Raw genomic sequence first — 22671 nt, 5'->3', positions numbered from 1 at the left:
CCGGTACTTTTGCCACAATGCGGAGATGCACACCCCTGCCCCCTTCCCCTCCAATCGTCCCCGTCGCCTGCGCCGCGACAGCTTCACCCGCGACCTGGTTCGCGAGCATCGCCTGCACCCGTCAGACCTGATCTACCCGGTGTTCGTGCTGGACGGACAAAACCGGCGCGAGGCGGTAGTGTCCATGCCCGGCGTGGAACGCCTGAGCCTGGACTTGCTGCTGCCGGTGGCCGAAGACTGCGTGAAGCTTGGCATTCCGGTGATGGCCCTGTTCCCGGTGATCGACCAATCGCTGAAAACACCAGACGGCCGGGAAGCCAGCAACCCGGACGGCCTGATTCCGCGCGTGGTGCGCGGCCTGAAAGAGCGTTTTCCCGAACTGGGGGTGATGACCGACGTGGCACTGGACCCGTACACCAGCCATGGCCAGGACGGGGTACTGGATGAGAACAACTACATCCTGAACGACCCCACCGTGGCGATCCTGGTGCAGCAAGCCCTGACCCAGGCCGCCGCTGGCGTGGACATGGTCGCGCCCAGCGACATGATGGACGGCCGCGTGGGCGCGATCCGTCAGGCGCTGGAGGCCGGCGGCCACATTCACACGCGAATCATGGCCTACAGCGCGAAGTACGCCAGCGCCTTCTACGGCCCCTTCCGCGACGCCGTGGGCTCGGCCGCCAACCTGGGCAAAGCCGACAAGAAGGTTTATCAGATGGACCCGGGCAACAGCAATGAGGCGCTGCGCGAGGTGGCGCTTGACCTGGCCGAGGGTGCGGACATGGTGATGGTCAAGCCCGGCATGCCGTACCTGGACATCGTGCGGCGCGTGAAAGACGAGTTCGCGGTGCCCACCTTTGCTTACCAGGTCAGCGGCGAGTACGCCATGCTCAAGGCCGCGGCCCAGAACGGCTGGCTTGACCACGACGCGGTGATGATGGAAAGCCTGCTGGCCTTCAAGCGCGCGGGCGCCGACGGCATCCTGACCTACTTCGCGCGCGACGCGGCGCGCCTGTTGCGCGCCTGAGGGCGATGCGGGTCTTTCGTTTCGGCCAGCCGGCGCTCAGCGAGAGCGACACGCTGCCCGACCGACTGGGTGACAAGGGCTATGTTTGGGTGGCCTGCACCCGAGCCGAGTTCGAGCAGCGCCTGACCGAGATTCAGGCGATGTTGCAAGCGCTGTGCGGCGCCAGCCTGCTGGAGCTGCACGTGAGCGACCTGCTGAACACCCAGCTGCCCTCGCACTACGACTACACCTCGCAGTACGACCTGCTGGTGTTTCGTCGCCTCACCAGCGAGCGCGGCGAGGCGCCCGCCAAGCCGGTGGCCAAGCGCGGCGGGCCACCGGTGCTGCGCAGCATTGACACCAGTCCGGTGGGGTTCGCGGTGTTTGACCGGGTGTTGCTGAGCGTGCACCCAGGGGACTGCGCCGTGCTCAACCAGTACGCCGAGCGCCTGCTGTCCGGTGCCAGCGCCTCATCGCGTGCGGCCGGGGTGCACCTGCCCACGCAGCCGGCCGATCTGATGCTGCGCGTCGTGAACCAGGTGGTGGACGGCTACCTGGAGCTGCGGCGCGAACTGACGCGCCAACTGGACCACTGGCAAACCGAGCTGCTGCTGCCGCGTTCGCGCTTCAGCAACTGGAACGCGTTGCTGGAGGCGCGGCTGTCGCTGCACCAGCTAGACGAGATTTGCGAAGACCAACGCACCGCCATCGTGGACTGGATCGATGCGCTGGCGCTGTGGGAACCCGACGACGAGACGGGCGGACAGCGCGGACTGGAGCTGTTGCGGGTGCGCAGCCGCGATGTGCTGGAGCACATCGAGCGCGTGGTGCACCACGTGCGCCGCCTGGAACAAAACGCCGAGACCGCGGTGCAGATGCACTTCTCGGCCCAGAGCCACCGCACCAACGACATCATGCGCACGCTCACGGCGCTGACGGCCATTTTTCTGCCCCTGAACCTGATCGCCGGCATCTTCGGCATGAACTTCGAGTTTGTGCCCCTGATCCACCAGCAATCCGGCTTCTGGTGGGCCATGGGCTCGATGGCGTTGATCGCCTTGGCCCTGGCCGTGGTGTTCTGGCGCAAGCGTTACCTGGCGCGAACCTCGGGGCGCTGAGCGGGCTCTGGCAAGCCGAACAGGCGCGCACCATTGCCCCAGGCGATGCGGTGCGCCACGTCGGCAGGCAAGCCACCGAGCCAGACGCGGTAGCCGCGCATCAACTCGCCGTAGGACGCCCAGCGCGAGTTGACCCAGGTGTCCGAGCCGATCAGGAAACGGTCGGGGTACTTCAGCAGCAGGGCCCGCCACTCGGGGCAAAGCTGGCCACCTTCGCAGGTCAGCCCAGGCCGGTAAGACAGCTCCCCCATGAGCCCGGGGTAACGGGCCAGCAGTTCGTCCACGCGGCGCACCGGCGTGCCACCGATGCCGCTGTGCGCCCAGATGAGCGACAAGCGCTGCCCGCGCGAGGGCGTGGCGGCCATGAGGGTGTCGATGGCGGGGTCGTCCACATGGGCCAGCACCGTGAGCCCCTTGGCCTCGGCCAGGGCCATCAGTTGCCGGGCCACCGGGCCGTTGGCGTTGCCGTTCTCGTACAAGTGAAATTCGCCCAGCCCCCGGTAGGGGCCGACGGCGGTGCCACGGGCAAGCTCTTCGTCCACCAGGGCGGAGATGGACGGATCGCGGAACCAGTTCTGGTAGTCGGCGCGGTCGCGGTACAGGCGCACAAACGGCACCACGGTGACGCCTGCCGCCTGGGCCGCGTCGCGGGCCTGGGCCAGTGCACGCGTGCCATCGTTGGGCCGGGAATTGGCCAGCACGGCGCGCACGCCGCTGGCCTGCATGCGCTGCAGCACATCGGCCAGCGGATAAGGGCAGGCCGACGAGGGCGTGGCGTGCACACAGGCCTCGTCGTTGTAGTGCAGGTGGGCGTCAAACAGGGGGCCCGCGTAATCGGCCGCGCTGGCGCTGGCCGCCAGCAGCGACAAGCCCCACGCGACCAGGCCGGCGCGACCCATGGCGATCAGCCCACGTGCTGGGCGAAGAAGGCCAGCGTGCGTTCGCGGGCCAGCTTGGCAGCAGCGGCGTCGTAAGAGCCGCGCTGGTCGCAGTTGAAGCCGTGGTTGGCGGCGTAGACCTGCACCGTGACACCCGGCTGGGCCTCGCGGAAGGCCTCCACCGTGTCGAGGGGAATCCAGTGGTCCTGGTCGCCGAAGTGGGCCAGCACCGGCACGCGCGGCGTGCGGGTGGCATCGTTGTCGGCGGTCATGCCACCACCGTAATAAGGTGCGGCGGCGGCCAGGCCATTGAGCGTGCAGGCCGCGCGCCAGGTGAGCAGGCCACCCCAGCAGTAGCCCACGATGCCCACCTTGCCGGCCTGAGCGGCATGGTCGATGGCGGCCTGAATGTCGGCCATCACGGCGGGCTCGGCCATGCCGTCCACGGCCATCTTGTAGCCAAAGCCTTCCTTCATGTCGGCTTCGGTGTAACCCAGTTCAACCGAGGCCTTGCCGATGCGCGAGAAGGTAGACGGGGCCACCACGAAGTACCCTTCGGCGGCGTAACCGTCGGCCACCGAGCGGATGTGCGAGTTGACGCCGAAGATCTCTTGCAGCACGACGATGCCGCCCTTGGGCGTGCCGGCCGGTTGCGCCACATACGCGGGGAAGGTGTGGCCGTCGGCGGCCTTGAGCTCAATGGTTTGTCCCATGACGGGTTGACTCCTGTTGGCGTTGGAATGAAAGAAGCGGCAGCCTTGCATGAGGCGCCACGGGGTTGTACGCGATTCGATTGCATTCTGCAGGAGACGGGAAATGGACAAGGTGTTGCTGGTCACCGGTGGCGGGCGCGGCATTGGCGCGGCCACGGCGCGCTTGGCTGCCCAGGCGGGCTGGGCCGTGGCGGTGAACTACACGGCCAACTCGCTGGCCGCCGATGAGGTGGTGCGAGCCATTCGCGCCGAGGGCGGGCAGGCCATGAGCGTGCGGGCCGACGTGGCCGACGAGGCACAGGTGATGGCGATGTTTGATCGCATTGACGCCAAGTTCGGGCGCCTCACCGGCCTGGTGAACAACGCCGGCGTGGTGGACGTGAGCGCGCGCATCGACCAGATGGACGTGGCGCGCTGGCGGCGCATGTTCGACATCAACGTGCTGGGCTCTTTTCTGTGCGCGCGTGAGGCGGTGCGGCGCATGAGCACGCGCCACGGTGGCGAGGGAGGCGCGATCGTGAATGTCTCCAGCGCGGCAGCGCGCCTGGGCGCACCGGGTCAGTATGTGGACTACGCAGCCGCCAAGGCGGCGATTGACGCGTTCACCATCGGGCTGGCCAAGGAGGTGGGCGGCGAGGGCATTCGCGTCAACGCCGTGCGCCCGGGGCTGATCGAGACCGACATCCACGCCTCGGGCGGCCTGCCCAACCGGGTGCGTGACCTGCAACACCAAGTGCCCATGGGGCGCGGCGGCCGCGCCGACGAAGTGGCCCAGGCCATCGTCTGGCTGCTGTCGGACGCGGCGAGCTACACCACCATGGCGCTGCTGGACGTATCTGGAGGACGCTGATGACCGCACCGCAAGACAAGCTGCACTGGGAAGACCTGGCCGTGGGCAGCACGCACGACCTGGGCACCATCACGCCCACCGCCGAAGAGATCGTGGCCTTCGCCTCGCAGTTTGACCCGCAACCCTTCCACCTGGACCCGGAGGCCGCCAAGGATTCGGTGTTCGGTGCGCTGTGCGCCAGCGGCTGGCACACCTGCTCAATGGCCATGCGCCTGATGGTGACCAACTTTCTGAGCCGCGCCGCCAGCCTGGGCTCGCCGGGCCTGGAGAGCCTGAAGTGGCTCAAGCCGGTGTTTCCCGGCGACACGCTGCGGCTACAGCACAGCGTGCTGGACAAACGCCGCATGAACAAACGCCCGGACGTGGGCCTGGTGCGCACGGCCTGGGAGATGTTCAACCAGAACGGCGAGAAGGTGCTGCACATGGAAGGCTGGGGCATGTTCCGCGTGCGCCACCCCGAAGCGCCCATCGAGTGAACCGCCAGGGGCCCGCTCGCCGCACAATGCGCGCATGGACTTCAAGCCCCTGATCACCCTGCTGGCCATCGTCAACCCGCTGGCCATCGTCCCCTTTTTCATTCACTACACGCAGGGCTTCTCGCGCAAGCAGCGCCAGCGCACGGTGATGATCGCGTCGCTCTCGGCGTTCGCGGTGATCGCCACCTGCGCCATCGTGGGCCTGCAGGTGCTGGCCTTCTTCGGCATCTCGCTGGCCAGTTTTCAGGTGGGCGGCGGCATGTTGCTGCTCACCTCGGCGCTGTCCATGCTCAACGCGCAACCGGCCGAGGCCAAGGCCACGCCCAATGAGGTGAACGACGCCTCGGCACGCGCCTCGATCGCGGTGGTGCCGCTGACCATTCCCCTGCTCACCGGGCCGGCCACCATGTCCACCGTGGTGATTTACGCCGACCAGGCCAAGACCTTTTTTCAACACGCGGCCCTGGTGGGCTACGGCGTGGTCATCGCCCTGGCCACCGCGGTGTGTTTTACCCTGGCCGAACCGATCGCGCGGGTGCTTGGGCAGACCGGCATCAACGTGATGACGCGGCTGATGGGCCTGATCCTGGCGGCGCTGGCGGTGGAGGTGATGGCCGACGGGCTGATCAAGCTCTTCCCGGCCCTGGGCTGATCGGCTCAGGCCGGCGCGTCGTCGGGGTACAACCCCAGCGTGCGGGCTTGCAAGCGGGCCAGGCCAAACAGCGCATCGAGGTAGGGCGTGGGCACTTGCACCCGCTGGCCCAGCTCGCGCACCGCGCCCACCAGGGCGTCGAGCTCCACCGGGCGGCGCGCCTGCACGTCTTGCAGCATGGAGGTGCGAAACGCGCCGAGCTTGGCGGTGACGGCGTGGCGGTCTTCCGGTTGCTGCTCGATGGGAATACCGATGCGCTCGCCAATGGCCTTGGCCTCCAGCATGGTGCGGCTCATGAAGTCGCGCACCAGCGGATCGGCCAGCAGGCGGTCGGCCGTGGCGCCAGTAAGGGCGCTCACCGGGTTCACGCTCATGTTGCCCCAGAGCTTGAACCACACGTCGCGCTGAATCTGCGGCGACACGGTGGCCTCTAACCCCGCCAGGCACAACAAGGCCGCCAGGGCCTGCGCGCGCTCGCTGTTCTGGCCGCGCGGCTCGCCCACGATCAGCCCTTGCCCGAAGTGGTGGCGCACCACGCCCGGCGCCTGCACCGAACAACTGGCGTGCACCACGCCGCCAACCACGTGGCGCGCCGGAATGGCCTGGGCGATGGCGCCGTGGGGGTCAACGCTGCTCAGGCGCGCCTGGGCCAACTCACCCGTGAGCCCCTCGCAGAACCACCAGGGCACGCCGTTCATGGCGGTGAGCACCACCGTGTGGCGCCCGATCAGAGGCGCCAGCGCGGGGGCCAGCGCCGGCAAGGCCGGGGCCTTGAGCGCCACGATCACCAGGTCTTGCACGCCCAGGTCCACCGCGCGGTCAGACGCCGCCACCGGCACCTGCGCCACCTGCTCGCCGCTGTGCAGGCGCCAGCCATCGCGGCGCAACGCCGCCAGGGTCTCGCCCCGGGCCAGGGCGCTCAGTTCGCAACCGGCCTGCGCGAGCCGCACGCCCAGCCAGCCGCCGATGGCGCCCGCCCCCACGATGGCCACACGCTGAAAGTCGCTCGGGTTCATGCCTGTCCCTGTGTCTGAATCGATCAATAACCGTGACGCGGTGCCTCGCCGCCGCCTTTGAAGCGCGCGAGCAATTGGCGCGCCGCAGCGTCCAGCAGCATGGTGTCGGCCCCCACCGCCACGAACAGCGCACCGGCCTGCAGCCACTGGCGCGCCGCCACCTCGGTGGTGGCCAGGATGCCGGGCGCCTTGCCTGCGGCGCGAATGCGCGCGATGCCATCGGCAATGGCGGCCTGCACCTTCGGGTGCGCGGCGTTACCGGGGTGGCCCATGGAGGCGCTGAGATCGGCCGGGCCGATGAACACACCGTCCACGCCCGGCGTGGCGGCGATGGCGTCCAGGTTCTGCATGGCCAGCGCGGTTTCGGCCTGCACCAGCACACAGACCTGCTCGCCAGCTTCGTGCACGTACTGTGCATGGGCCTGCCAGCGCGAGGCCCGGGCGAGCGCACTGCCCATGCCCCGAATGCCCTGTGGCGCGTACCGCGTGGCGGCCACCACCAGCGCGGCCTGCTCGGGCGTGTCGATCATGGGCGCCAGCAGGGTCTGGGCCCCCAGGTCGAGCACCTGCTTGATGAGCGCCACGCCCACCTCACCCGTGGCCACCGGCACGCGCACCACCGGGTGCGAACGCTGGTCACCAAACGCCTGCTGGGCGCTGGCCACGGCCTGCAACTGCGCCAGGGTGCTGCGCAGGTCGTTGGGGGCGTGCTCGCCATCGATGAGCAGCCAATCAAAGCCGGCGCCGGCCAGCAGCTCGGTGCTGTACGGGCTGGCCAGGGCAGCCCACAGGCCGATCTGGGCCTGGCCGGCGGCCAGGGCTTGCTTGAAGCGGTTGACTGGTGTTTGCATGGCAGGCGCGGGGGGGTAAACCGCCCCATCTTAGCCAGCACACCACACAATCGCGTGCATGACGACCCTCACCACCCTGCTGGGCGTGGCCACGCCCCTGATCCAAGCCCCCATGGCCGGCTCGCAAGGGGCGGCACTGGCCGCCGCCGTGGCCCAGGCCGGCGCCCTGGGCTCGCTGCCCGCGGCCATGCTCACGCCCGAGGCACTGCAACGCGAACTGCAAACCCTGCAGGCCAGCGCGGGCACCGGCTTCAACGTCAACTTTTTCTGCCACACGTCCCCCGAGCCAGACGCCCAGCGCGAGGCCGCCTGGCGCGCGCTGCTGGCGCCGCACTACGCCAAGGCCGGGCTGGACATCGCGCAGGCGCCAAGCGGCCCCGGGCGCGTGCCCTTCAACGACGCCGCGGCCGAGGTGCTGGAGGCGTTTCGCCCGCGCGTGGTGAGCTTTCACTTTGGCCTGCCCTCGCCCGCGCTGCTGCGCCGCGTGAAGGCCTGGGGCGCGGTGGTGCTGTCCTCGGCCACCACGGTGGACGAAGGGCTCTGGCTGCAGGCCCACGGGGCCGACGTGGTGATTGCCCAAGGGCTGGAGGCCGGTGGGCACCGCGGGCATTTCCTGAGCCATGAGCTGTCGCGCCAGATGGGCACCCTGGCCCTGGTGCGCCAACTGGTGCTGGCGCTGGACGTGCCGGTGGTGGCGGCCGGTGGCATTGCCGACGCGGCCGGGGTGCGCGCCGCCATGGCCCTGGGCGCAGCGGGCGTGCAAGTGGGCACCGCCTACCTGCGCAGCGACGAGGCCAGCACCAGTGCCGTGCACCGCGCGGCACTGGCCAGCCCGCAGGCCACGCACACGGCGCTCACCACCGTGTTCAGTGGCCGCCCGGCGCGTGGCATCGTGAACCACGCCATGCGCGAACTGGGCTTCATGCCCGCCGCAGCGCCCGTGTTTCCGCTGGCCACGGCGGCCATCGCCCCCTTGCGGTCGCACGCCGAGGCACAGGGCAGCGGCGACTTCTCGCCCCTGTGGGCGGGCCAGGCGGCCAGCGCCTGCCGGGACGGCAGCGCGCGCGACATCACCCTGGCGCTGGCGCAGGGCTTCTGAGGCCGCGCATCAGTCGGCGCTGTCTTGCAGCCAACGCTGCAGGCGCTCGGGCGAGCGGGCCTGCGACACCGCGCGCTGCCAATGCGCCAGGGTGGCGGCGAGTTGGGCCAGCTCTTGCTCGCGGGCCAGGGCCAGGGTCTGTTCGTTGGCGGGCACGCCTTCGGGCAAACCGGCCTCTTGCGCCAGGGCCTGCTGGCGGGCCGCGCGCTCGCGCTCCAGATCGGCCACGCGGCGCTTGAGCAGCTCGGCATAGGCCGCCAGTTGGGCCTCGGCCACGCCGGCAGCCGGCGCTTCGGCCAGGCGCTGCTGCACCTGCATCAGGGCCAGCAAGTCGCGGCGCTCGTAGGCGGCGTTGGCCTCGGCCATCCAGGCGGTCTTGCGCTCGCGCACGTGGGGGTCGGGCTCGCGGTCGGGGTGCAAGGCACTGGCGAGGGAGCGGAACAGGCGGCGCAGCGCGTCTTGGGCGTCCAGCTGCTGGGCGGCTTCCTGGTCGGTGGTGCGCCGGCGCTCACGCGCGGCGCGGCGCTGGGCGCGGCGCTCGTCTTGCTCAGTTTGCCAACGGCGCATGGCGGCCTGCAGTCGGGCCTGGGCCGAGCCCCCGGTTTCGTCCAGCGGCTGGGCGAGCTGGGCCTCCACGCGCTGGCGCCAGGCGTCGGCCCGCTCGGCCCGGCGCTGGGCCAGCGACACCTCGGCGTGGCGGTCGTGCACCGCCTCGGCCGGGGCACAGCCCGCGTCGGCCAGTTGGCCCAACAGTGCCAGCGCCCGCCGGCGCAGGGGCCCGGCCAGCCACTTGGCGACCAGGGCCTGGTCCAGCGCCTGGGCCATCTGTTCGTGGGCCTGGCGCAGTTGCTGGCGCTCGGCGGCCTGCTGCGCGTGGCGCTCGGCGCGGTGGGCCTGGGCCAATTGGTCCAGTGCCTCGATCTGCGCCTGCAGGCGCTGCGCGCTGGCCAGCTGCTGCGCCCAGCGCCGCGCCTCGGGCGAGGGGGCGGCTGCAGGGGCGTCGGTGGTTTGTGGGGTGGTGCGTCGGGTCATGGTGGGCGGTGGACTATATTGCCGCTCCTACCCGAGCACCCCCATGGCCAAGGACAAGACCCTCTTCACCTGCAACGAGTGCGGCGGCACCACCCCGCGTTGGCTGGGCAAATGCCCGCACTGCGGCGCCTGGAACACGCTGATCGAGTCGGTGGCCGAATCGGCCGCTGGCGCCTCCAAGAACCGCTTCGCCGCGCTGGCCAAAACCGCCGAGGTGATGCCGCTGGCCGACATCGAGGCGCGCGACGTGGCGCGCACGCCCACGGGCCACGACGAGCTGGACCGCGTGCTGGGCGGTGGCGTGGTGGAAGGCGGCGTGGTGCTGATCGGTGGCGACCCGGGCATCGGCAAGTCCACCCTGCTGCTGCAGGCGCTGGACAGCCTGCAGCGCGCCGGGCAGGCCACGCTCTACGTGACCGGCGAAGAAAGTGGCGCCCAGGTGGCGCTGCGTTCGCGCCGCCTGGGGCTGGACGGCTCGCGGGTGAACGTGCTGGCCGAGATCCAGCTAGAGAAGATCCTGGCCACGCTGGAGGCCACCAAGCCCTCGGTGGCGGTGATCGATTCGATCCAGACCGTGTATTCCGACCAGCTCACCAGCGCGCCGGGCTCGGTGGCGCAAGTGCGCGAATGCGCCGCCCACCTCACCCGCGCGGCCAAGGCCAGCGGCACCGCCATCGTGCTGGTGGGCCACGTGACCAAGGAAGGCGCGCTGGCCGGCCCGCGTGTGCTGGAGCACATGGTGGACACGGTGCTGTACTTCGAGGGCGACACCCACAGCAGCTTTCGCCTGATCCGCGCCATCAAGAACCGCTTTGGCGCGGTGAACGAGATCGGCGTGTTCGCCATGACCGAGAAGGGCCTGAAGGGCGTGAGCAACCCCAGCGCCATCTTCCTGAGCCAGCACAGCGAGCCGGTGCCCGGCAGTTGCGTGATGGTGACGCTGGAAGGCACCCGGCCCATGCTGGTGGAGATTCAGGCCCTGGTGGACACTGGCGGCCCCTCGCCCCGGCGCCTCTCCGTGGGCCTGGACCGCGACCGCCTGGCCATGCTGCTGGCGGTGCTGCACCGCCACGCCGGCGTGGCCTGCATGGACCAGGACGTGTTCGTCAACGCGGTGGGCGGCGTGCGCATCAGCGAGCCCGCCGCCGACCTGGCGGTGATGCTGGCCATCACCAGCAGCCTGCGCGGGCGCGCCCTGCCCAAAGGCTTCATCGCCTTTGGCGAGGTGGGGCTGGCCGGCGAGGTGCGCCCCGCCCCACGCGGCCAGGAGCGCCTGAAAGAGGCCGCCAAGCTGGGCTTCAGCGTGGCGGTGGTGCCCAAGGCCAACCTGCCCAAGAAGGGCGACAAGGCCTTCGAAGGCCTGACGGTGCACGGCGTGGAACGCATCGAAGAGGCGATGGAACTGGCCCGCAGCCTGGGCTGAACCGCTCACACACGACAATATCGCGCATGACTTTTCAACGCATTCTGATCGCGCTCGGCGCGGCCGTTCTTCTGGTGTGGGCACAGCGCAGCTACGGCTGGCCTGGCGTGGCCGCGGTGTCGGGCGCCCTGGTGATGTGGCTCATGCTGCACTTCACGCGGGTGATGATGGTGATCAAGCGCGCCGCCAACCGGCCCATTGGTTACGTGGACAGCGCGGTGATGCTCAACGCCAAGCTGCGCGCGGGCGTGCCCATGCTGCACGTGATGACGCTCACCCGCTCGCTGGGGCAGCGCGAAAGCGCCGAGGGCCAGGAGCCCGAGGTGTACCGCTGGACCGACAACGGCGGCTCTTACGTGCTGGCCACCTTCCGGGGCGGCAAGCTCAAAGAGTGGGCGCTCACCCGCCCGCAGCCGGCCGCCGAGGCCCCTGAGGGCACGGATACCCCTGCTTCGGCGCCGTAAAATCCCGGTTTTGCCCTAGACACAACCTTCCAAAGGACCCCCATGAGCCCCATCGTTCCTTCGATGTCCGACCGCGACGGCAAGATCTGGATGGACGGCCAGTTGGTGGACTGGCGCGACGCCAAGATCCACGTGCTGACCCACACCCTGCACTACGGCTGCGGGGCATTCGAAGGCGTGCGGGCCTACAACACGGTCAATGGCACCGCCATCTTCCGCCTGCAAGAGCACACCGAGCGCCTGTTCAACAGCGCCAAGATCCTGCGCATGAAGATCCCCTTCACCCAGGAGCAGGTGAACGAGGCCCAGAAAGAGGTGGTGCGCGCCAACGGGCTGGAGAGCTGCTACATCCGCCCGCTGGTGTGGATCGGTGACCAGAAACTGGGCGTGAGCCCCAAGGGCAACACCATCCACCTGATGGTCGCAGCCTGGGCCTGGGGCGCCTACCTGGGCGAAGAAGGCCTCAAGCGTGGCATCCGCGTGAAGACGAGCAGCTACACCCGCCACCACGTCAACATCACCATGACGCAGGCCAAGGCGGTGAGCAACTACAGCAACTCCATCCTGGCCAACATGGAAGCCACCGACGACGGCTACGACGAAGCCCTGCTGCTGGACTCGGCCGGCTTCGTGTCCGAAGGCGCGGGCGAGAACATCTTCGTGGTGAAGAACGGCGTGATCTACACGCCCGACCTGTCGGCCGGTGCCCTCAACGGCATCACCCGCAACACCATCTTCCACATCGCCAAGGACCTGGGCCTGGAGATCGTGCAGAAGCGCATCACGCGCGACGAGATCTACATCGCCGACGAGGCCTTCTTCACCGGCACCGCCGCCGAAGTGACGCCCATCCGCGAACTCGACCGCATCGAAATCGGCATCGGCTCGCGTGGCCCCATCACCGAAAAGATCCAGAGCGCCTTCTTCGACGTGGTCAACGGCCGCAACCCGAAGTACGCCGGCTGGCTGTCCAAGGTCTGAGGGGAAACGCCATGAGCAAAGGCACCGTCGAACTCAAGGCCAAAGACCTCAACGCCCACGGCGGCGTGTTCTGCCCCAGCCCCCTGGCCGACATGAAGCTCTGGAACAGCCACCCCAAGGTTTACCTGGACGTGGCCAAGACCGGTGAGGCCAAGTGCCCGTACTGCGGCACGGTGTACCGCCTGGCCGCGGGCGAAGTGGTGGCACACGGCCACTGACAGGCAGCCCTCCCCGCCAGGCGCCCGGAGATAATCCGGGCGGTCAAGCCAGCGCAGGCTTGGCTCATCGCCTTGGGGGAGTTTCATGATTTTGGTCACTGGCGGCGCCGGCTTCATCGGCGCCAATTTCGTGTTGGACTGGCTCGCACAAAGCGATGAGCCAGTCATCAACCTGGACAAGCTCACCTACGCGGGCAACCTGGAGAACCTGGCCAGCCTGCAAGGCGATGCGCGCCACACCTTTGTGCAAGGCGACATCGGCGACTCGGCCCTGGTCTCCTCGCTGCTGAACCAGCACCGACCGCGCGCGGTCGTCCACTTCGCCGCCGAGAGCCACGTGGACCGCTCCATCCACGGCGCCGAAGACTTCATCCAGACCAACATCGTCGGCACCTTCCGCCTGCTCGAAGCCGTGCGCGCCTATTGGTCGGCCCTGCCCGAGGCCGAACGCGCGGCCTTCCGCTTCCTGCACGTGAGCACCGACGAGGTGTACGGCTCGCTGGCGCCCGACGCGCCGGCCTTCACCGAGCAGCACCCCTTCGAACCCAACAGCCCGTATTCGGCCAGCAAGGCCGCCAGCGACCACCTGGTGCGCGCCTGGCACCACACCCACGGCCTGCCGGTGATCACCACCAACTGCAGCAACAACTACGGGCCGTACCACTTCCCCGAGAAACTGATCCCGCTGATGATCGTCAACGCCCTGGCCGGCAAGCCGCTGCCGGTGTATGGCGACGGCATGCAGGTGCGCGACTGGCTTTACGTGAAGGACCACTGCAGCGCCATTCGCCGCGTGCTGGCCGCTGGCCGCCTGGGCGAGACCTACAACGTGGGCGGCTGGAACGAGAAGCCCAATATCGAGATCGTGCACACCGTCTGCGCCCTGCTCGATGAGCTGCGCCCGCGCGCCGATGGGCAGTCTTACGCCACCCAGATCACCCACGTCAAAGACCGCCCCGGCCACGACCGGCGCTACGCCATCGACGCGCGCAAGCTCGAGCGCGAGCTGGGCTGGAAGCCCGCCGAGACCTTCGAGACCGGCATTCGCAAGACGGTGCAGTGGTACCTGGACCACCCCGACTGGGTGGCCCATGTGCAAAGCGGCGCCTACCGCGACTGGGTCAGCACGCAATACGCCCAATCCGCCGGGGCTTCGGCATGAAGATCCTGCTGCTGGGCGCCAACGGCCAACTGGGCTGGGAGTTGCAGCGCAGCCTGACGCCGCTGGGTGAACTCATCGCCCTGGGGCGCGAAGGCACGGGTGCTTACCCGGCCGACCTGGCCCAGCCTGAGCAGCTGCCGGCACTGGTCGAGCACCTGGCGCCCGACGTCATCGTGAACGCCGCGGCCCACACCGCCGTGGACAAGGCCGAGAGCGAGCCCGAGCTGGCGCGCGCCATCAACGCCACCGCGCCCGGCGTGCTGGCCCGCGCGGCCGCCGCGCGCGGGGCCTGGTTGCTGCACTACTCCACCGACTACGTGTTCGACGGCAGCGGCCAGCAGCCCCGCAGCGAAGACGCCGCCACCGGCCCGCTGGGCGTGTACGGCCAGACCAAGCTCGAAGGCGAGGACGCCATCCGCGCCAGCGGCTGCCGCCACCTCATCCTGCGCACCAGTTGGGTGTACGCGGCGCGCGGCGGCAACTTCGCCAAAACCATGCTGCGCCTGGCGCAAGAGCGTGAGCGCCTGACCGTGATCAACGACCAGATCGGCGCGCCCACCGGGGCCGACCTGCTGGCCGACCTCAGCGCGCACGCGCTGCGCGGCGCACTGGCCGACCCCGCCAAGGCCGGCACCTACCACGCGGTGGCCGCTGGCGAGACCAGTTGGCACGGCTACGCCCGCTTCGTCATCGACACCGCCCGCGAACTGCGCCCCGACTTGCCGCTGAAGGTGCACACCATTGACCCGGTGCCCACCAGCGCCTTCCCCACGCCCGCGCGGCGCCCGCCCAACTCGCGCCTGAGCACGAAGAAACTCCAAGACGCCTTCGGCCTGCACCAGCCCCACTGGCAAACTGGCGTGCGCCGCCTGCTGCAAGAAATCCTCTGACCACCATGACCACCCGCACCACCACCCGCAAGGGCATCATCCTGGCCGGCGGCTCCGGCACCCGGCTGCACCCCGCCACGCTGGCCATCAGCAAACAGCTGCTGCCGGTGTACGACAAGCCCATGGTCTATTACCCGCTGAGCACCCTCATGCTGGCGGGCATCCGCGACGTGCTGATCATCAGCACCCCGCAAGACACACCGCGCTTCCAGCAACTGCTGGGCGACGGCAGCGCCTGGGGCATGAACCTGCAATACGCGGTGCAACCCAACCCCGACGGCCTGGCGCAGGCCTTCATCATCGGCGCCGACTTCGTGGGACAGAACCCCAGCGCCCTGGTGCTGGGCGACAACATCTTCTACGGGCACGACTTGGCCCCGCTGCTGCAAGCCGCCGACACCAAGACCGACGGCGCCACCGTCTTCGCCTACCACGTGCAAGACCCCGAGCGCTACGGCGTGGTCGAGTTCGATGCCAGCGGCCGGGCCGTGAGCATCGAAGAGAAGCCGGCCCAGCCCAAGAGCCGCTACGCCGTCACCGGCCTGTACTTCTACGATCAGCAGGTGGTGGACATCGCCCGCGCCGTCAAGCCCAGCGCGCGGGGTGAGCTGGAGATCACCTCGGTGAACCAGGCCTATCTGGAACAGGGGAGCCTCAGCGTGCAGATCATGCAACGCGGCTACGCCTGGCTCGACACCGGCACCCACGAAAGCCTGCTTGAAGCCGGCCAGTTCATCGCCACGCTGGAGCAGCGCCAGGGACTGAAGATCTCCTGCCCAGAGGAAATCGCTTGGCGCAATGGCTGGATCGGTGGTGAGCAACTGCTCAAACTGGCCGAGCCGCTGAAGAAAAACGCCTATGGGCGGTACCTGGTGCAACTGCTGGACGAGTCGGGCAGGTAACGCCTGAAAGTACGCGGTCTGCGCCAATCTCCTGTCAGCGCAGCGCGGGGGCTGGGTGAGGGACCAGGCGGGCCATCCAGCCCTGTGCTCACCGAAGCGCACAAAAAAAAGCCACCTGATGGTGGCTTTACAAGTCCTTGGAAGGACGTCGTTGGAAATCGGTGCGCCCGTAGCAAGAGCCCATGGGCGGGCAATTAATGCCTCTGTTGTGACAGCAACGCCTTAATTGTGCAGCGTCCAATTGAATTGCGATATCCCCTAATCGTGGGAACCTATGGTTTATCCCGAGGGTTTGACGTCAGTCAAATGGGCAACGTCACCACAAAACGGGCGCCGCCGCCCGGGCGCTCTTCCACGCACACCGAGCCGCCATGGCGCTCGGTGATGGTTTTCACCAGCGACAGGCCCAGCCCTACCCCACCCTCGCGCTCGCTGGCGCCCGGCAGGCGGTAGAAGGGCTCGAAGATGCGCCAGCGCTGATCGGGCGGCACGCCTGGGCCGTGATCGTCCACCCACATCACGGCCTGCGCCTTGTTCCCCGCCTGGCGTTTGTGAAGGGTCACTTGCACCTGTGAATTGGTTTGACCGCCCGCGCGGCCGTAACGGCGCGCGTTCTCCAGCAGGTTGCGCAGCACCCGGCGCAGCAGCTTGGCCTGGCCATGCACCACCAGGGGGTTGGCCTCGGGGGCCAGCTCCAGGTCGGCGCCCGCCCGCGCGCACTCTTCGGCGGCCAGGCCCACCAGGTCCACCTCTTCCTGGGGCCCGAGGCTGGAGGCGTCGTTGGCGTTGCGCAGGTCAAGCCGGCTGGCCAACAAAATCTCGTCGATGAGCTGGTCCAGTTCTTCGATGCTGCGCGCCATTTCGGCCCGCTGCGCCCGGTTGGCGCCATCGCTGCCCATGAGCTCCAGCCCCATGCGGATGCGCGCCAGCGGCGAGCGCAGTTCGTGCGAGGCATTGGCCAGCAAGGCCTTGTGCGACTGCAGCAGCGATTGCACCCGCTCGGCCGCCGCGTTGAAGCGCGTGGCCAGAAAGGCCACTTCGTCCTGCCCTTGCACCGGCAGCCGGGTGGACAGATCGCCTTCGCCCCACTGCTCCACGCCGCGCTGCAGGCGCTCCAGGCGTTTGGTGAGGCGGCGCACGATGGGGTACGCGCCCAGGGCCACGGCCACGGCCGCCAGCACCAGCACCCAGGCGTAACCCGCGGGTGTCAGGGGCCACAGCGGCGGGCGAACGTCAGAGGGCTGGCCTTGGCGATTGGGCCGTGGCAAGAGCACGTAAAGGGTCTGGCCGTCTTTGGTCTTGACCTCGAACTGCCAGCCTTCGCCAGGAATGCGCGTGGCGCGCGTGGGGGCGTCGCCCAGCACCTCGCCCACCTCGTTGCGGATGATCACGGTGCGGGTGACACGGGCCTCGCGCTCGGCGCGGTCACGCTCCAGCGCCTGCTGCCACAACCAGCCCACCACCACGGTGAGCACGGTGATGGCGGCCACCACCGCCAGCCAAATGCGCACATACAGGCGCTGACCAAGAGGCGACATCATTCCTGCTGCTTCGCAAACACGTAGCCCACGCCGCGCACCGTGAGGATGCGCTTGGGGTCTTTGCTGTCGGCCTCGATGGCACCACGAATGCGCCCGATGTGCACGTCGATCGAGCGGTCAAAGGCCTCCAGCTCACGGCCGCGCACCGCTTCCATGATCTGGTCGCGCGTGAGCACGCGCCCGGCGCGCTCGGCCATGGCCACGAGCAGATCGAACTGGTAAGAGGTGAGCTCGGCCGGCTCGCCGGCCACCGTCACGGTGCGGGCATCTCGGTCAATTTCCAGTGAACCGAAGCGCATGACCTGCGAGGCGCGGGCCGTGCCCACCGGGCCGCCTTCGCCCCGGCGCCGCAGCACGGCGCGGATGCGCGCCAGCAACTCGCGCGGCTCGAAGGGCTTGGGCAGGTAGTCGTCGGCGCCCAGTTCGAGGCCGATGATGCGGTCCATCGGGTCGCCCTTGGCGGTGAGCATGAGCACCGGCACGCGGGACAGATCACCGGGCAGCGCGCGGATGCGGCGACAGACCTCCAGCCCGTCGACGCCGGGCATCATCAGGTCAAGAATGACCAGCTCGGGCTGCACCAGGGGCAGCTGCTCCAGGCCCTGCTCGCCATCGGCGGCGTGGGTCACGTCGAAGCCTGACTGGCCCAGGTAGTCGGCGACCATCTGGGCCAGGCGGCCGTCGTCCTCGATCATCAGGAGGCGGTTGTTCATGCCAGGTGAAAAGTGGGTATCAGGTGAACCCGGATGGTGACGGCCCCGGGTCAAGCGGGTTTGTGCGATTCGTAAAGATCGGTAAACGGCGGCGCCATTCAGCGCGGGCTCAGGCGGGCCGTCAACCAGATCAGCAGCAGCACCGGCACGCCCAGCGCGGCGGTGCCCAGGAAGAAAGTGGGGTAGCCCCAGGCATCCACAAACGCCCCCGAGTAACCCGCCAGCCACTTCGGCGCCAGCAACATCATGGAGCTGAACAGGGCGTACTGCGTGGCCGAGTAGCTCACGTTGGTGAGGCTGGAGAGGTAGGCGATGAAGGCCGCCGAGGCCACGCCAGCGGCCAGGTTGTCGGCCGAGATCACAGCGATCAACGCGGTCACGTCGTGGCCGTGCCCGGCCAGCCAGGCGAACAGCAGGTTGCTGGCGGCCGACAGCACCGCGCCCAACATGAGCACGCGCATCACGCCCAGGCGCAGCGACAGGGCGCCGCCAATGAAGGCGCCCACCAGGGTCATGATCACGCCGTACACCTTGGTCACGGCGGCCACCTCGTCCTTGGTGTAGCCCATGTCCACGTAGAAGGGGTTGGCCATGATGCCCATCACCACGTCGCTGATGCGGTACACGCCGATCAGCGCCAGGATGAGGATGGCGTCGCGCCCATGGCGGCGCAGAAAATCGGCAAACGGCTCCACCAGGGCACCCTTGAGCCACTCGCCCAGGTTGCGCGCGGGCGGCAGCTCCACGCGCGCAGGCTCGCGCGACAGCAGCACCGTCAACACGCCCACCGCCATGCTGGCGGCCATGACGCTGTAGGCCGTGGCCCAGGCCGCCTGCTGGTACACCGGCACGGCGCCAGCCACCGGGGCCACCTCGGCGCGCGCGGCCAGCCACAGCACGCCGGCACCGGCCCAGATCATGGCCAGGCGATAGCCCGTCTGGTAGGTGGCGGCCAGCGCGCCCTGGCGCTGGGCGTCGGCCGATTCAATGCGAAACGCGTCCAGCGCAATGTCTTGCGTGGCCGACGCAAAGGCCACCGCCAGGGCACACCACACCACCAACTCAAGGTCTTGCCGCGGATCGGCCATCGCCATGCCGAGCAGCCCCGCGATCACCATGGCCTGCGACAACAACAGCCAACTGCGCCGCCGCCCCAGCCAGCGCGTGAGCAGCGGAATGGGCAGGCGGTCCACCAGCGGTGCCCAGCACCACTTGAAGCCATAGGCCAGGCCCACCCAGCTCAGGTAGCCAATGGTGGTGCGGTCCAGCCCGGCCTCGCGCAGCCGAAAGCTCAGGGTGCCCAGCACCAGCAGCAGGGGAAGGCCGGCCGAAAAGCCCAGCGCGAACATGCGCAGGCTGGCGGGTTCAAGGTAAACGCGAACGGTCTGGGCCCAGGACGGGCGCTCGGGCAAGGCGGTGGGTGAGGTCATGAGATGGGCGGTGGTGCCGCGTCGCGCGCAGTGGGCTGGCTTTGTCTATTATTTCCGCATGTGCCTGCTCTGCGACCTGAAGACCTCCTCCGCCCCTCGGCCTGACCACGTGTGGTCGGCCCGCCGGGCCTTTCTGTTGGCCGGTGCCGCCACCGCGGCAGGCGCCACGTTGCCGGCCGCGGCCCAGGTGGAGGTGGGCAAGTCGTCTGCCCTGCGCACCCTGGTGCCGGCCGAAGAGCTGGAGTCGGCCGCCAACCAGCAATACGCCCAGATGATGGCCGAGGCCAACGCCAAACGCGCCCTGGTGCCCGCCAGCGACCCACAGGTGCAGCGCCTGCGCACCATGGCGCGGCGCCTGATTCCGCACGCCGCCCCCTGGAACGACCGCGCCACGCGCTGGAAGTGGGAGGTCAACCTGATTCGCAGCGAGCAAATCAACGCCTTCTGCATGCCCGGCGGCAAGATCGCCTTCTACACCGGCATCCTGGACAAGCTGCAGCTCAGCGACGACGAGGCCGCCATGATCATGGGCCACGAGATGGCCCACGCCCTGCGCGAACACGCCCGCGAGCGCGTGGCCAAGACCAGCGCCACCAACATGGGCCTGTCGGTGCTGGCGCAGCTCATGGGGCTGGGCCAGTTGGGTGACGTGGCAGCCAACCTGGGCACGCAGTTGCTGTCGCTCAAGTTCAGCCGCGACGACGAAACCGAGGCCGATCTGGTGGGCCTTGAGTTGGCCGCGCGCTCGGCTTACCAGCCTCGCGCCAGCGTGACGCTGTGGCAAAAAATGGCGGCCGCCAACGGTGGCGGCAATGGGCTGGAGTTCCTGTCCACCCACCCCAGCGGGCCCGATCGCATCCGCGACCTGGAGTCCAACGTGCCCAAGGTGCAAGGCCTGTACGAAGCCGCCCGCCGAGGCTGAGCGCGGGCAGGGCTTAACGCTCGCCCACGAAGGGGTTGCTGCGCCGCTCCTGGCCAAAGGTGCCCTCGGGACCGTGGCCGGGAATGAACACCGTGTCATCGCCCATGGGCCACAGGCGCTCGCGAATGCTGGCCAGCAGTTCCTCGTGGTTGCCGCCCGGGAAATCGGTGCGGCCAATGCTGCCCACGAACAACACATCGCCCACAAACGCGCGCTTGGCCTGCGCCGAGTGAAACACCACGTGGCCCGGAGTGTGCCCAGGGCAGTGGCGCACCGCCAGTTCGCAATGGCCGATGCGCACCGTGTCGCCATCGGCCAGCCACTGCGTGGGCGTGAAGGCCAGCGCGGGCGGAAAGCGGAACATGGCGCTTTGCTGCGGCAGGCCGTCGATCCAGAACTGGTCGCCCGGGTGCGGCCCGATGATGGGCAGGCCCAGGCGCTGGGCCAGCTCGCCGGTGCCGCCCGCGTGGTCGATGTGGGCGTGGGTGAGCCAGATGGCCTTGAGCGTGAGGCCGTGCTGCGCCACCGCATCGAGCAGGCGGTCCAGATCGCCGCCCGGGTCGATCACCGCGGCATCGCGGGTTTCGTCGCACCACACGAGCGAGCAGTTCTGGGCGAAGGCGGTGACGGGGATGGTGAGGTACTGGAGCATGAGAGGGATTCAGACAACCAACAACACGGGAGCGACCGGAGCGCACCACCCCAGCCCAGGGCTCCCGTGGAACCGGCTAAGCCGGGCCACTGGGAGCGTCACCCCTCCCAGCGCCACGGGCGCGTCAGAGAGGGGGGAAGCCGCGAAGCGGCGCAGGGGGGTGTTCACAACACGAAGCCGTACTCAATGGTGATGGGCGCGTGGTCGCTGAACTTCTCGCCCTTATAGATCGCCTCGGTGCGGGCGTGTTCGGCGGTGGCGGGCGTGGCCAGGTGGTAGTCCAGCCGCCAGCCCACGTTCTTGGCGTAGGCCTGGCCGCGGTTGCTCCACCACGTGTAGCAGGCGTCGGTGGTGTCGGGCTGCAGGTGGCGGTAGACGTCCACCAGCCCACCTTCGTTGAGCAGGCGCGTCATCCAGGCGCGCTCTTCGGGCAGGAAGCCGCTGTTCTTGAGGTTGCCTTTCCAGTTCTTCAGGTCTTTCTCCTGATGGGCGATGTTCACGTCGCCGCACAGGATGAACTCGCGCTCACCCTTCAGGGCCATGAGGTGCGGGTAGAAGGCGTCCAGAAAACGGAACTTGGCTTCTTGCCGCTCGGGGCCAGACGAACCACTGGGGAAGTAGGCGCTGATGAGCGAAAACTGGCGCGACGGGGCGTCAAAGCGCAGCTCGGTGTAGCGGCCTTCGGCGTCGAACTCGGGCACGCCAAAGCCGGTGATCACCTCGCTGGGCTCGTGGCGGGTGTAGATGCCCGTGCCCGAGTAGCCCTTTTTCTCGGCGAAGTGAAAGTGGCCCTGCAGGCCGGCGAGTTGCTCGAAGCGGCCCGCCACGTCAGGCGCCTGGGCCTTGACCTCTTGCACGCAAATACAATCCGGGCGGTGCGTCGCCAGCCAGGGTTCCAGTCCCTTGGTGGAGGCCGAACGGATGCCGTTGAGGTTGAGGCTGGTGAGTTTGAACAAGGGATCACCCATGGTGGATAAGGCAGGCGCAAGCGATGGGCTGGCGCAGGAATTCGTGCAGTTCTGTGTGGAGGCCGGCGCACTGAAGTTCGGGGAATTCAAGACCAAGGCCGGTCGGATGAGCCCGTATTTCTTCAACGCGGGCCTGTTCGACGACGGGGCCAAGCTGGGCCGGCTCGCGCAATATTACGCCAAGGCCCTGATCGCCAGCGGCATTGAGTTCGACATGATTTTCGGCCCCGCCTACAAGGGCATTCCGCTGGGTGCGGCCGTGGCCATCGAGCTGGCCCGCCTGGGCCGCAACGTGCCCTTTGCCTACAACCGCAAGGAAGCCAAGGACCACGGCGAAGGCGGCACCCTGGTGGGCGCGCCGCTCAAGGGCCGCGTGCTGATCGTGGACGACGTGATGTCGGCCGGCACCGCGGCGCGCGAGTCCATCGCCCTGATCCGAGCGGCCGGCGCTACAGCCAGCGCCGTGGCGATTGCGCTGGATCGGCAAGAAAAGGCCACGGAAGTGGGGCCTGACGGCCAGGTGCGTGACGTCGATCACAGCGCGGTGCAATACGTGCAGCAACAGCTGGGCCTGCAAGTTTGCGCGATTGCGAGGCTGTCGGATTTGCTGCAGTATCTGACGGCCCATACTGGCGGCCAATGGGACGAGCACCGCGAGCGCGTGCAAGCCTATCGAACCCGGTACGGCGTCGCCTGACACCTCCCACCCTCCAG

General features: G+C 68.7%; 25 protein-coding genes. 15 read left to right on the top strand and 10 right to left on the bottom strand.

What is annotated here, in order from left to right; genetic code table 11:
* Window positions 1-25: 25 nt before the first annotated feature.
* Both hemB and ACE3RQ_RS16645 read left to right on the top strand, forming a co-directional pair.
* Window positions 26-1027 carry a porphobilinogen synthase gene (hemB, locus tag ACE3RQ_RS16650; RefSeq protein WP_374523188.1) on the top strand — a complete coding sequence of 334 codons (1002 nt, stop codon included), beginning with the start codon at window positions 26-28 and terminating at the stop codon, window positions 1025-1027.
* Window positions 1028-1032: 5 nt separating this feature from the next.
* Window positions 1033-2124, top strand: coding sequence for a magnesium transporter CorA family protein (locus ACE3RQ_RS16645; protein WP_374523187.1), 1092 nt, complete (start codon window positions 1033-1035; stop codon window positions 2122-2124).
* Here the strand turns inward: ACE3RQ_RS16645 and ACE3RQ_RS16640 are convergent.
* Both ACE3RQ_RS16640 and ACE3RQ_RS16635 read right to left on the bottom strand, forming a co-directional pair.
* Window positions 2097-3023 carry an amidohydrolase family protein gene (locus ACE3RQ_RS16640; protein ID WP_374523186.1) on the bottom strand — a complete coding sequence of 309 codons (927 nt, stop codon included), beginning with the start codon at window positions 3021-3023 and terminating at the stop codon, window positions 2097-2099. The genes ACE3RQ_RS16645 and ACE3RQ_RS16640 overlap by 28 nt on opposite strands.
* A gap of 5 nt (window positions 3024-3028) precedes the next feature.
* Window positions 3029-3715, bottom strand: a complete 687-nt coding sequence (locus tag ACE3RQ_RS16635) for a dienelactone hydrolase family protein (protein WP_374523185.1) — start codon at window positions 3713-3715, stop codon at window positions 3029-3031.
* A 103-nt stretch (window positions 3716-3818) separates the two neighbouring features.
* Between ACE3RQ_RS16635 and ACE3RQ_RS16630 the strand changes: the two genes are divergently transcribed.
* Genes ACE3RQ_RS16630 through ACE3RQ_RS16620 form a run of 3 tightly spaced genes read left to right on the top strand, consistent with a single transcriptional unit; the run spans window position 3819 to window position 5693 of the window.
* Complete coding sequence (locus tag ACE3RQ_RS16630; protein WP_374523184.1) at window positions 3819-4565, top strand: SDR family oxidoreductase; 747 nt, start codon at window positions 3819-3821, stop codon at window positions 4563-4565.
* On the top strand, window positions 4565-5041 hold the full coding sequence (locus ACE3RQ_RS16625) for a MaoC family dehydratase (RefSeq protein ID WP_374523183.1): 477 nt from the start codon (window positions 4565-4567) through the stop codon (window positions 5039-5041). Before ACE3RQ_RS16630 ends, ACE3RQ_RS16625 begins: the two co-directional genes overlap by 1 nt.
* Before the next feature lie 34 nt (window positions 5042-5075).
* On the top strand, window positions 5076-5693 hold the full coding sequence (locus tag ACE3RQ_RS16620) for a MarC family protein (RefSeq protein ID WP_374523182.1): 618 nt from the start codon (window positions 5076-5078) through the stop codon (window positions 5691-5693).
* 5 nt (window positions 5694-5698) lie between these two features.
* On the opposite strand, the gene ACE3RQ_RS16615 is transcribed toward ACE3RQ_RS16620, so the two are convergent.
* Together ACE3RQ_RS16615 and ACE3RQ_RS16610 are read right to left on the bottom strand one after the other, a co-directional pair.
* The gene (locus ACE3RQ_RS16615; protein WP_374523181.1) at window positions 5699-6709 is read right to left on the bottom strand and encodes a 2-dehydropantoate 2-reductase; all 1011 of its coding nucleotides are present in this window, start codon (window positions 6707-6709) and stop codon (window positions 5699-5701) included.
* A gap of 23 nt (window positions 6710-6732) precedes the next feature.
* The gene (locus tag ACE3RQ_RS16610; protein ID WP_374523180.1) at window positions 6733-7560 is read right to left on the bottom strand and encodes an aldolase/citrate lyase family protein; all 828 of its coding nucleotides are present in this window, start codon (window positions 7558-7560) and stop codon (window positions 6733-6735) included.
* Window positions 7561-7618: 58 nt separating this feature from the next.
* Here ACE3RQ_RS16610 and ACE3RQ_RS16605 point away from each other — a divergent pair, with 58 nt between their 5' ends.
* Window positions 7619-8659 carry an NAD(P)H-dependent flavin oxidoreductase gene (locus tag ACE3RQ_RS16605; RefSeq protein WP_374523179.1) on the top strand — a complete coding sequence of 347 codons (1041 nt, stop codon included), beginning with the start codon at window positions 7619-7621 and terminating at the stop codon, window positions 8657-8659.
* Between the two features lie 9 nt (window positions 8660-8668).
* Here ACE3RQ_RS16605 and ACE3RQ_RS16600 read toward each other — a convergent pair whose 3' ends face one another.
* Entirely contained in the window at window positions 8669-9691 is a 1023-nt protein-coding gene (locus ACE3RQ_RS16600; protein ID WP_374523178.1) for a hypothetical protein, read from the bottom strand.
* 43 nt (window positions 9692-9734) lie between these two features.
* Here ACE3RQ_RS16600 and radA point away from each other — a divergent pair, with 43 nt between their 5' ends.
* The 7 genes from radA (at window position 9735) to rfbA (ending at window position 15731) form a co-directional block, all read left to right on the top strand.
* A complete protein-coding gene (gene radA / locus ACE3RQ_RS16595; protein ID WP_374523177.1) occupies window positions 9735-11114 on the top strand; it encodes a DNA repair protein RadA in 1380 nt (459 codons plus the stop codon).
* Between the two features lie 26 nt (window positions 11115-11140).
* Window positions 11141-11578, top strand: a complete 438-nt coding sequence (locus ACE3RQ_RS16590; RefSeq protein ID WP_374523176.1) for a glycerate kinase — start codon at window positions 11141-11143, stop codon at window positions 11576-11578.
* Between the two features lie 42 nt (window positions 11579-11620).
* Window positions 11621-12559: a branched-chain amino acid transaminase gene (locus ACE3RQ_RS16585; protein WP_374523175.1), complete on the top strand. Its 939-nt coding sequence runs from the start codon at window positions 11621-11623 to the stop codon at window positions 12557-12559.
* 11 nt (window positions 12560-12570) lie between these two features.
* Window positions 12571-12777, top strand: coding sequence for a zinc-finger domain-containing protein (locus tag ACE3RQ_RS16580; RefSeq protein WP_374523174.1), 207 nt, complete (start codon window positions 12571-12573; stop codon window positions 12775-12777).
* Between the two features lie 85 nt (window positions 12778-12862).
* Window positions 12863-13939, top strand: a complete 1077-nt coding sequence (rfbB, locus tag ACE3RQ_RS16575; protein WP_374523173.1) for a dTDP-glucose 4,6-dehydratase — start codon at window positions 12863-12865, stop codon at window positions 13937-13939.
* Window positions 13936-14829: a dTDP-4-dehydrorhamnose reductase gene (rfbD, locus tag ACE3RQ_RS16570; RefSeq protein ID WP_374523172.1), complete on the top strand. Its 894-nt coding sequence runs from the start codon at window positions 13936-13938 to the stop codon at window positions 14827-14829. The genes rfbB and rfbD overlap by 4 nt, the downstream gene beginning before the upstream one ends.
* Window positions 14830-14834: 5 nt before the next feature.
* Window positions 14835-15731 carry a glucose-1-phosphate thymidylyltransferase RfbA gene (gene rfbA, locus ACE3RQ_RS16565; protein ID WP_374523171.1) on the top strand — a complete coding sequence of 299 codons (897 nt, stop codon included), beginning with the start codon at window positions 14835-14837 and terminating at the stop codon, window positions 15729-15731.
* A 302-nt stretch (window positions 15732-16033) separates the two neighbouring features.
* Here the strand turns inward: rfbA and ACE3RQ_RS16560 are convergent, their stop codons facing one another.
* From ACE3RQ_RS16560 to ACE3RQ_RS16550, 3 genes are all read right to left on the bottom strand, one after another.
* On the bottom strand, window positions 16034-17272 hold the full coding sequence (locus tag ACE3RQ_RS16560) for a sensor histidine kinase (protein ID WP_374523170.1): 1239 nt from the start codon (window positions 17270-17272) through the stop codon (window positions 16034-16036).
* Window positions 17269-17985: a response regulator gene (locus tag ACE3RQ_RS16555; RefSeq protein WP_374523169.1), complete on the bottom strand. Its 717-nt coding sequence runs from the start codon at window positions 17983-17985 to the stop codon at window positions 17269-17271. Before ACE3RQ_RS16555 ends, ACE3RQ_RS16560 begins: the two co-directional genes overlap by 4 nt.
* Window positions 17986-18083: 98 nt before the next feature.
* A complete protein-coding gene (locus ACE3RQ_RS16550) occupies window positions 18084-19415 on the bottom strand; it encodes an AmpG family muropeptide MFS transporter (RefSeq protein WP_374523168.1) in 1332 nt (443 codons plus the stop codon).
* Between the two features lie 58 nt (window positions 19416-19473).
* On the opposite strand from ACE3RQ_RS16550, the gene ACE3RQ_RS16545 reads away from it, so the two are divergent.
* The gene (locus ACE3RQ_RS16545; protein WP_374523198.1) at window positions 19474-20337 is read left to right on the top strand and encodes a M48 family metallopeptidase; all 864 of its coding nucleotides are present in this window, start codon (window positions 19474-19476) and stop codon (window positions 20335-20337) included.
* A gap of 13 nt (window positions 20338-20350) precedes the next feature.
* On the opposite strand, the gene ACE3RQ_RS16540 is transcribed toward ACE3RQ_RS16545, so the two are convergent.
* A complete protein-coding gene (locus tag ACE3RQ_RS16540) occupies window positions 20351-20989 on the bottom strand; it encodes an MBL fold metallo-hydrolase (RefSeq protein ID WP_374523166.1) in 639 nt (212 codons plus the stop codon).
* 164 nt (window positions 20990-21153) lie between these two features.
* Window positions 21154-21957 carry an exodeoxyribonuclease III gene (locus tag ACE3RQ_RS16535; protein WP_374523165.1) on the bottom strand — a complete coding sequence of 268 codons (804 nt, stop codon included), beginning with the start codon at window positions 21955-21957 and terminating at the stop codon, window positions 21154-21156.
* Here ACE3RQ_RS16535 and pyrE point away from each other — a divergent pair.
* Window positions 21956-22654 (top strand): orotate phosphoribosyltransferase, encoded by a 699-nt coding sequence (pyrE, locus tag ACE3RQ_RS16530; RefSeq protein ID WP_374523164.1) that lies wholly within the window; start codon window positions 21956-21958, stop codon window positions 22652-22654. The genes ACE3RQ_RS16535 and pyrE overlap by 2 nt on opposite strands.
* Window positions 22655-22671 lie beyond the last annotated feature (17 nt).

It is taken from the genome of Hydrogenophaga sp. (assembly GCF_041913525.1).
GTDB lineage: Bacteria > Pseudomonadota > Gammaproteobacteria > Burkholderiales > Burkholderiaceae_C > Hydrogenophaga.
Note: the sequence above shows the minus strand (reverse complement) of the source record. Positions and strands in the feature narration are given on the sequence as shown.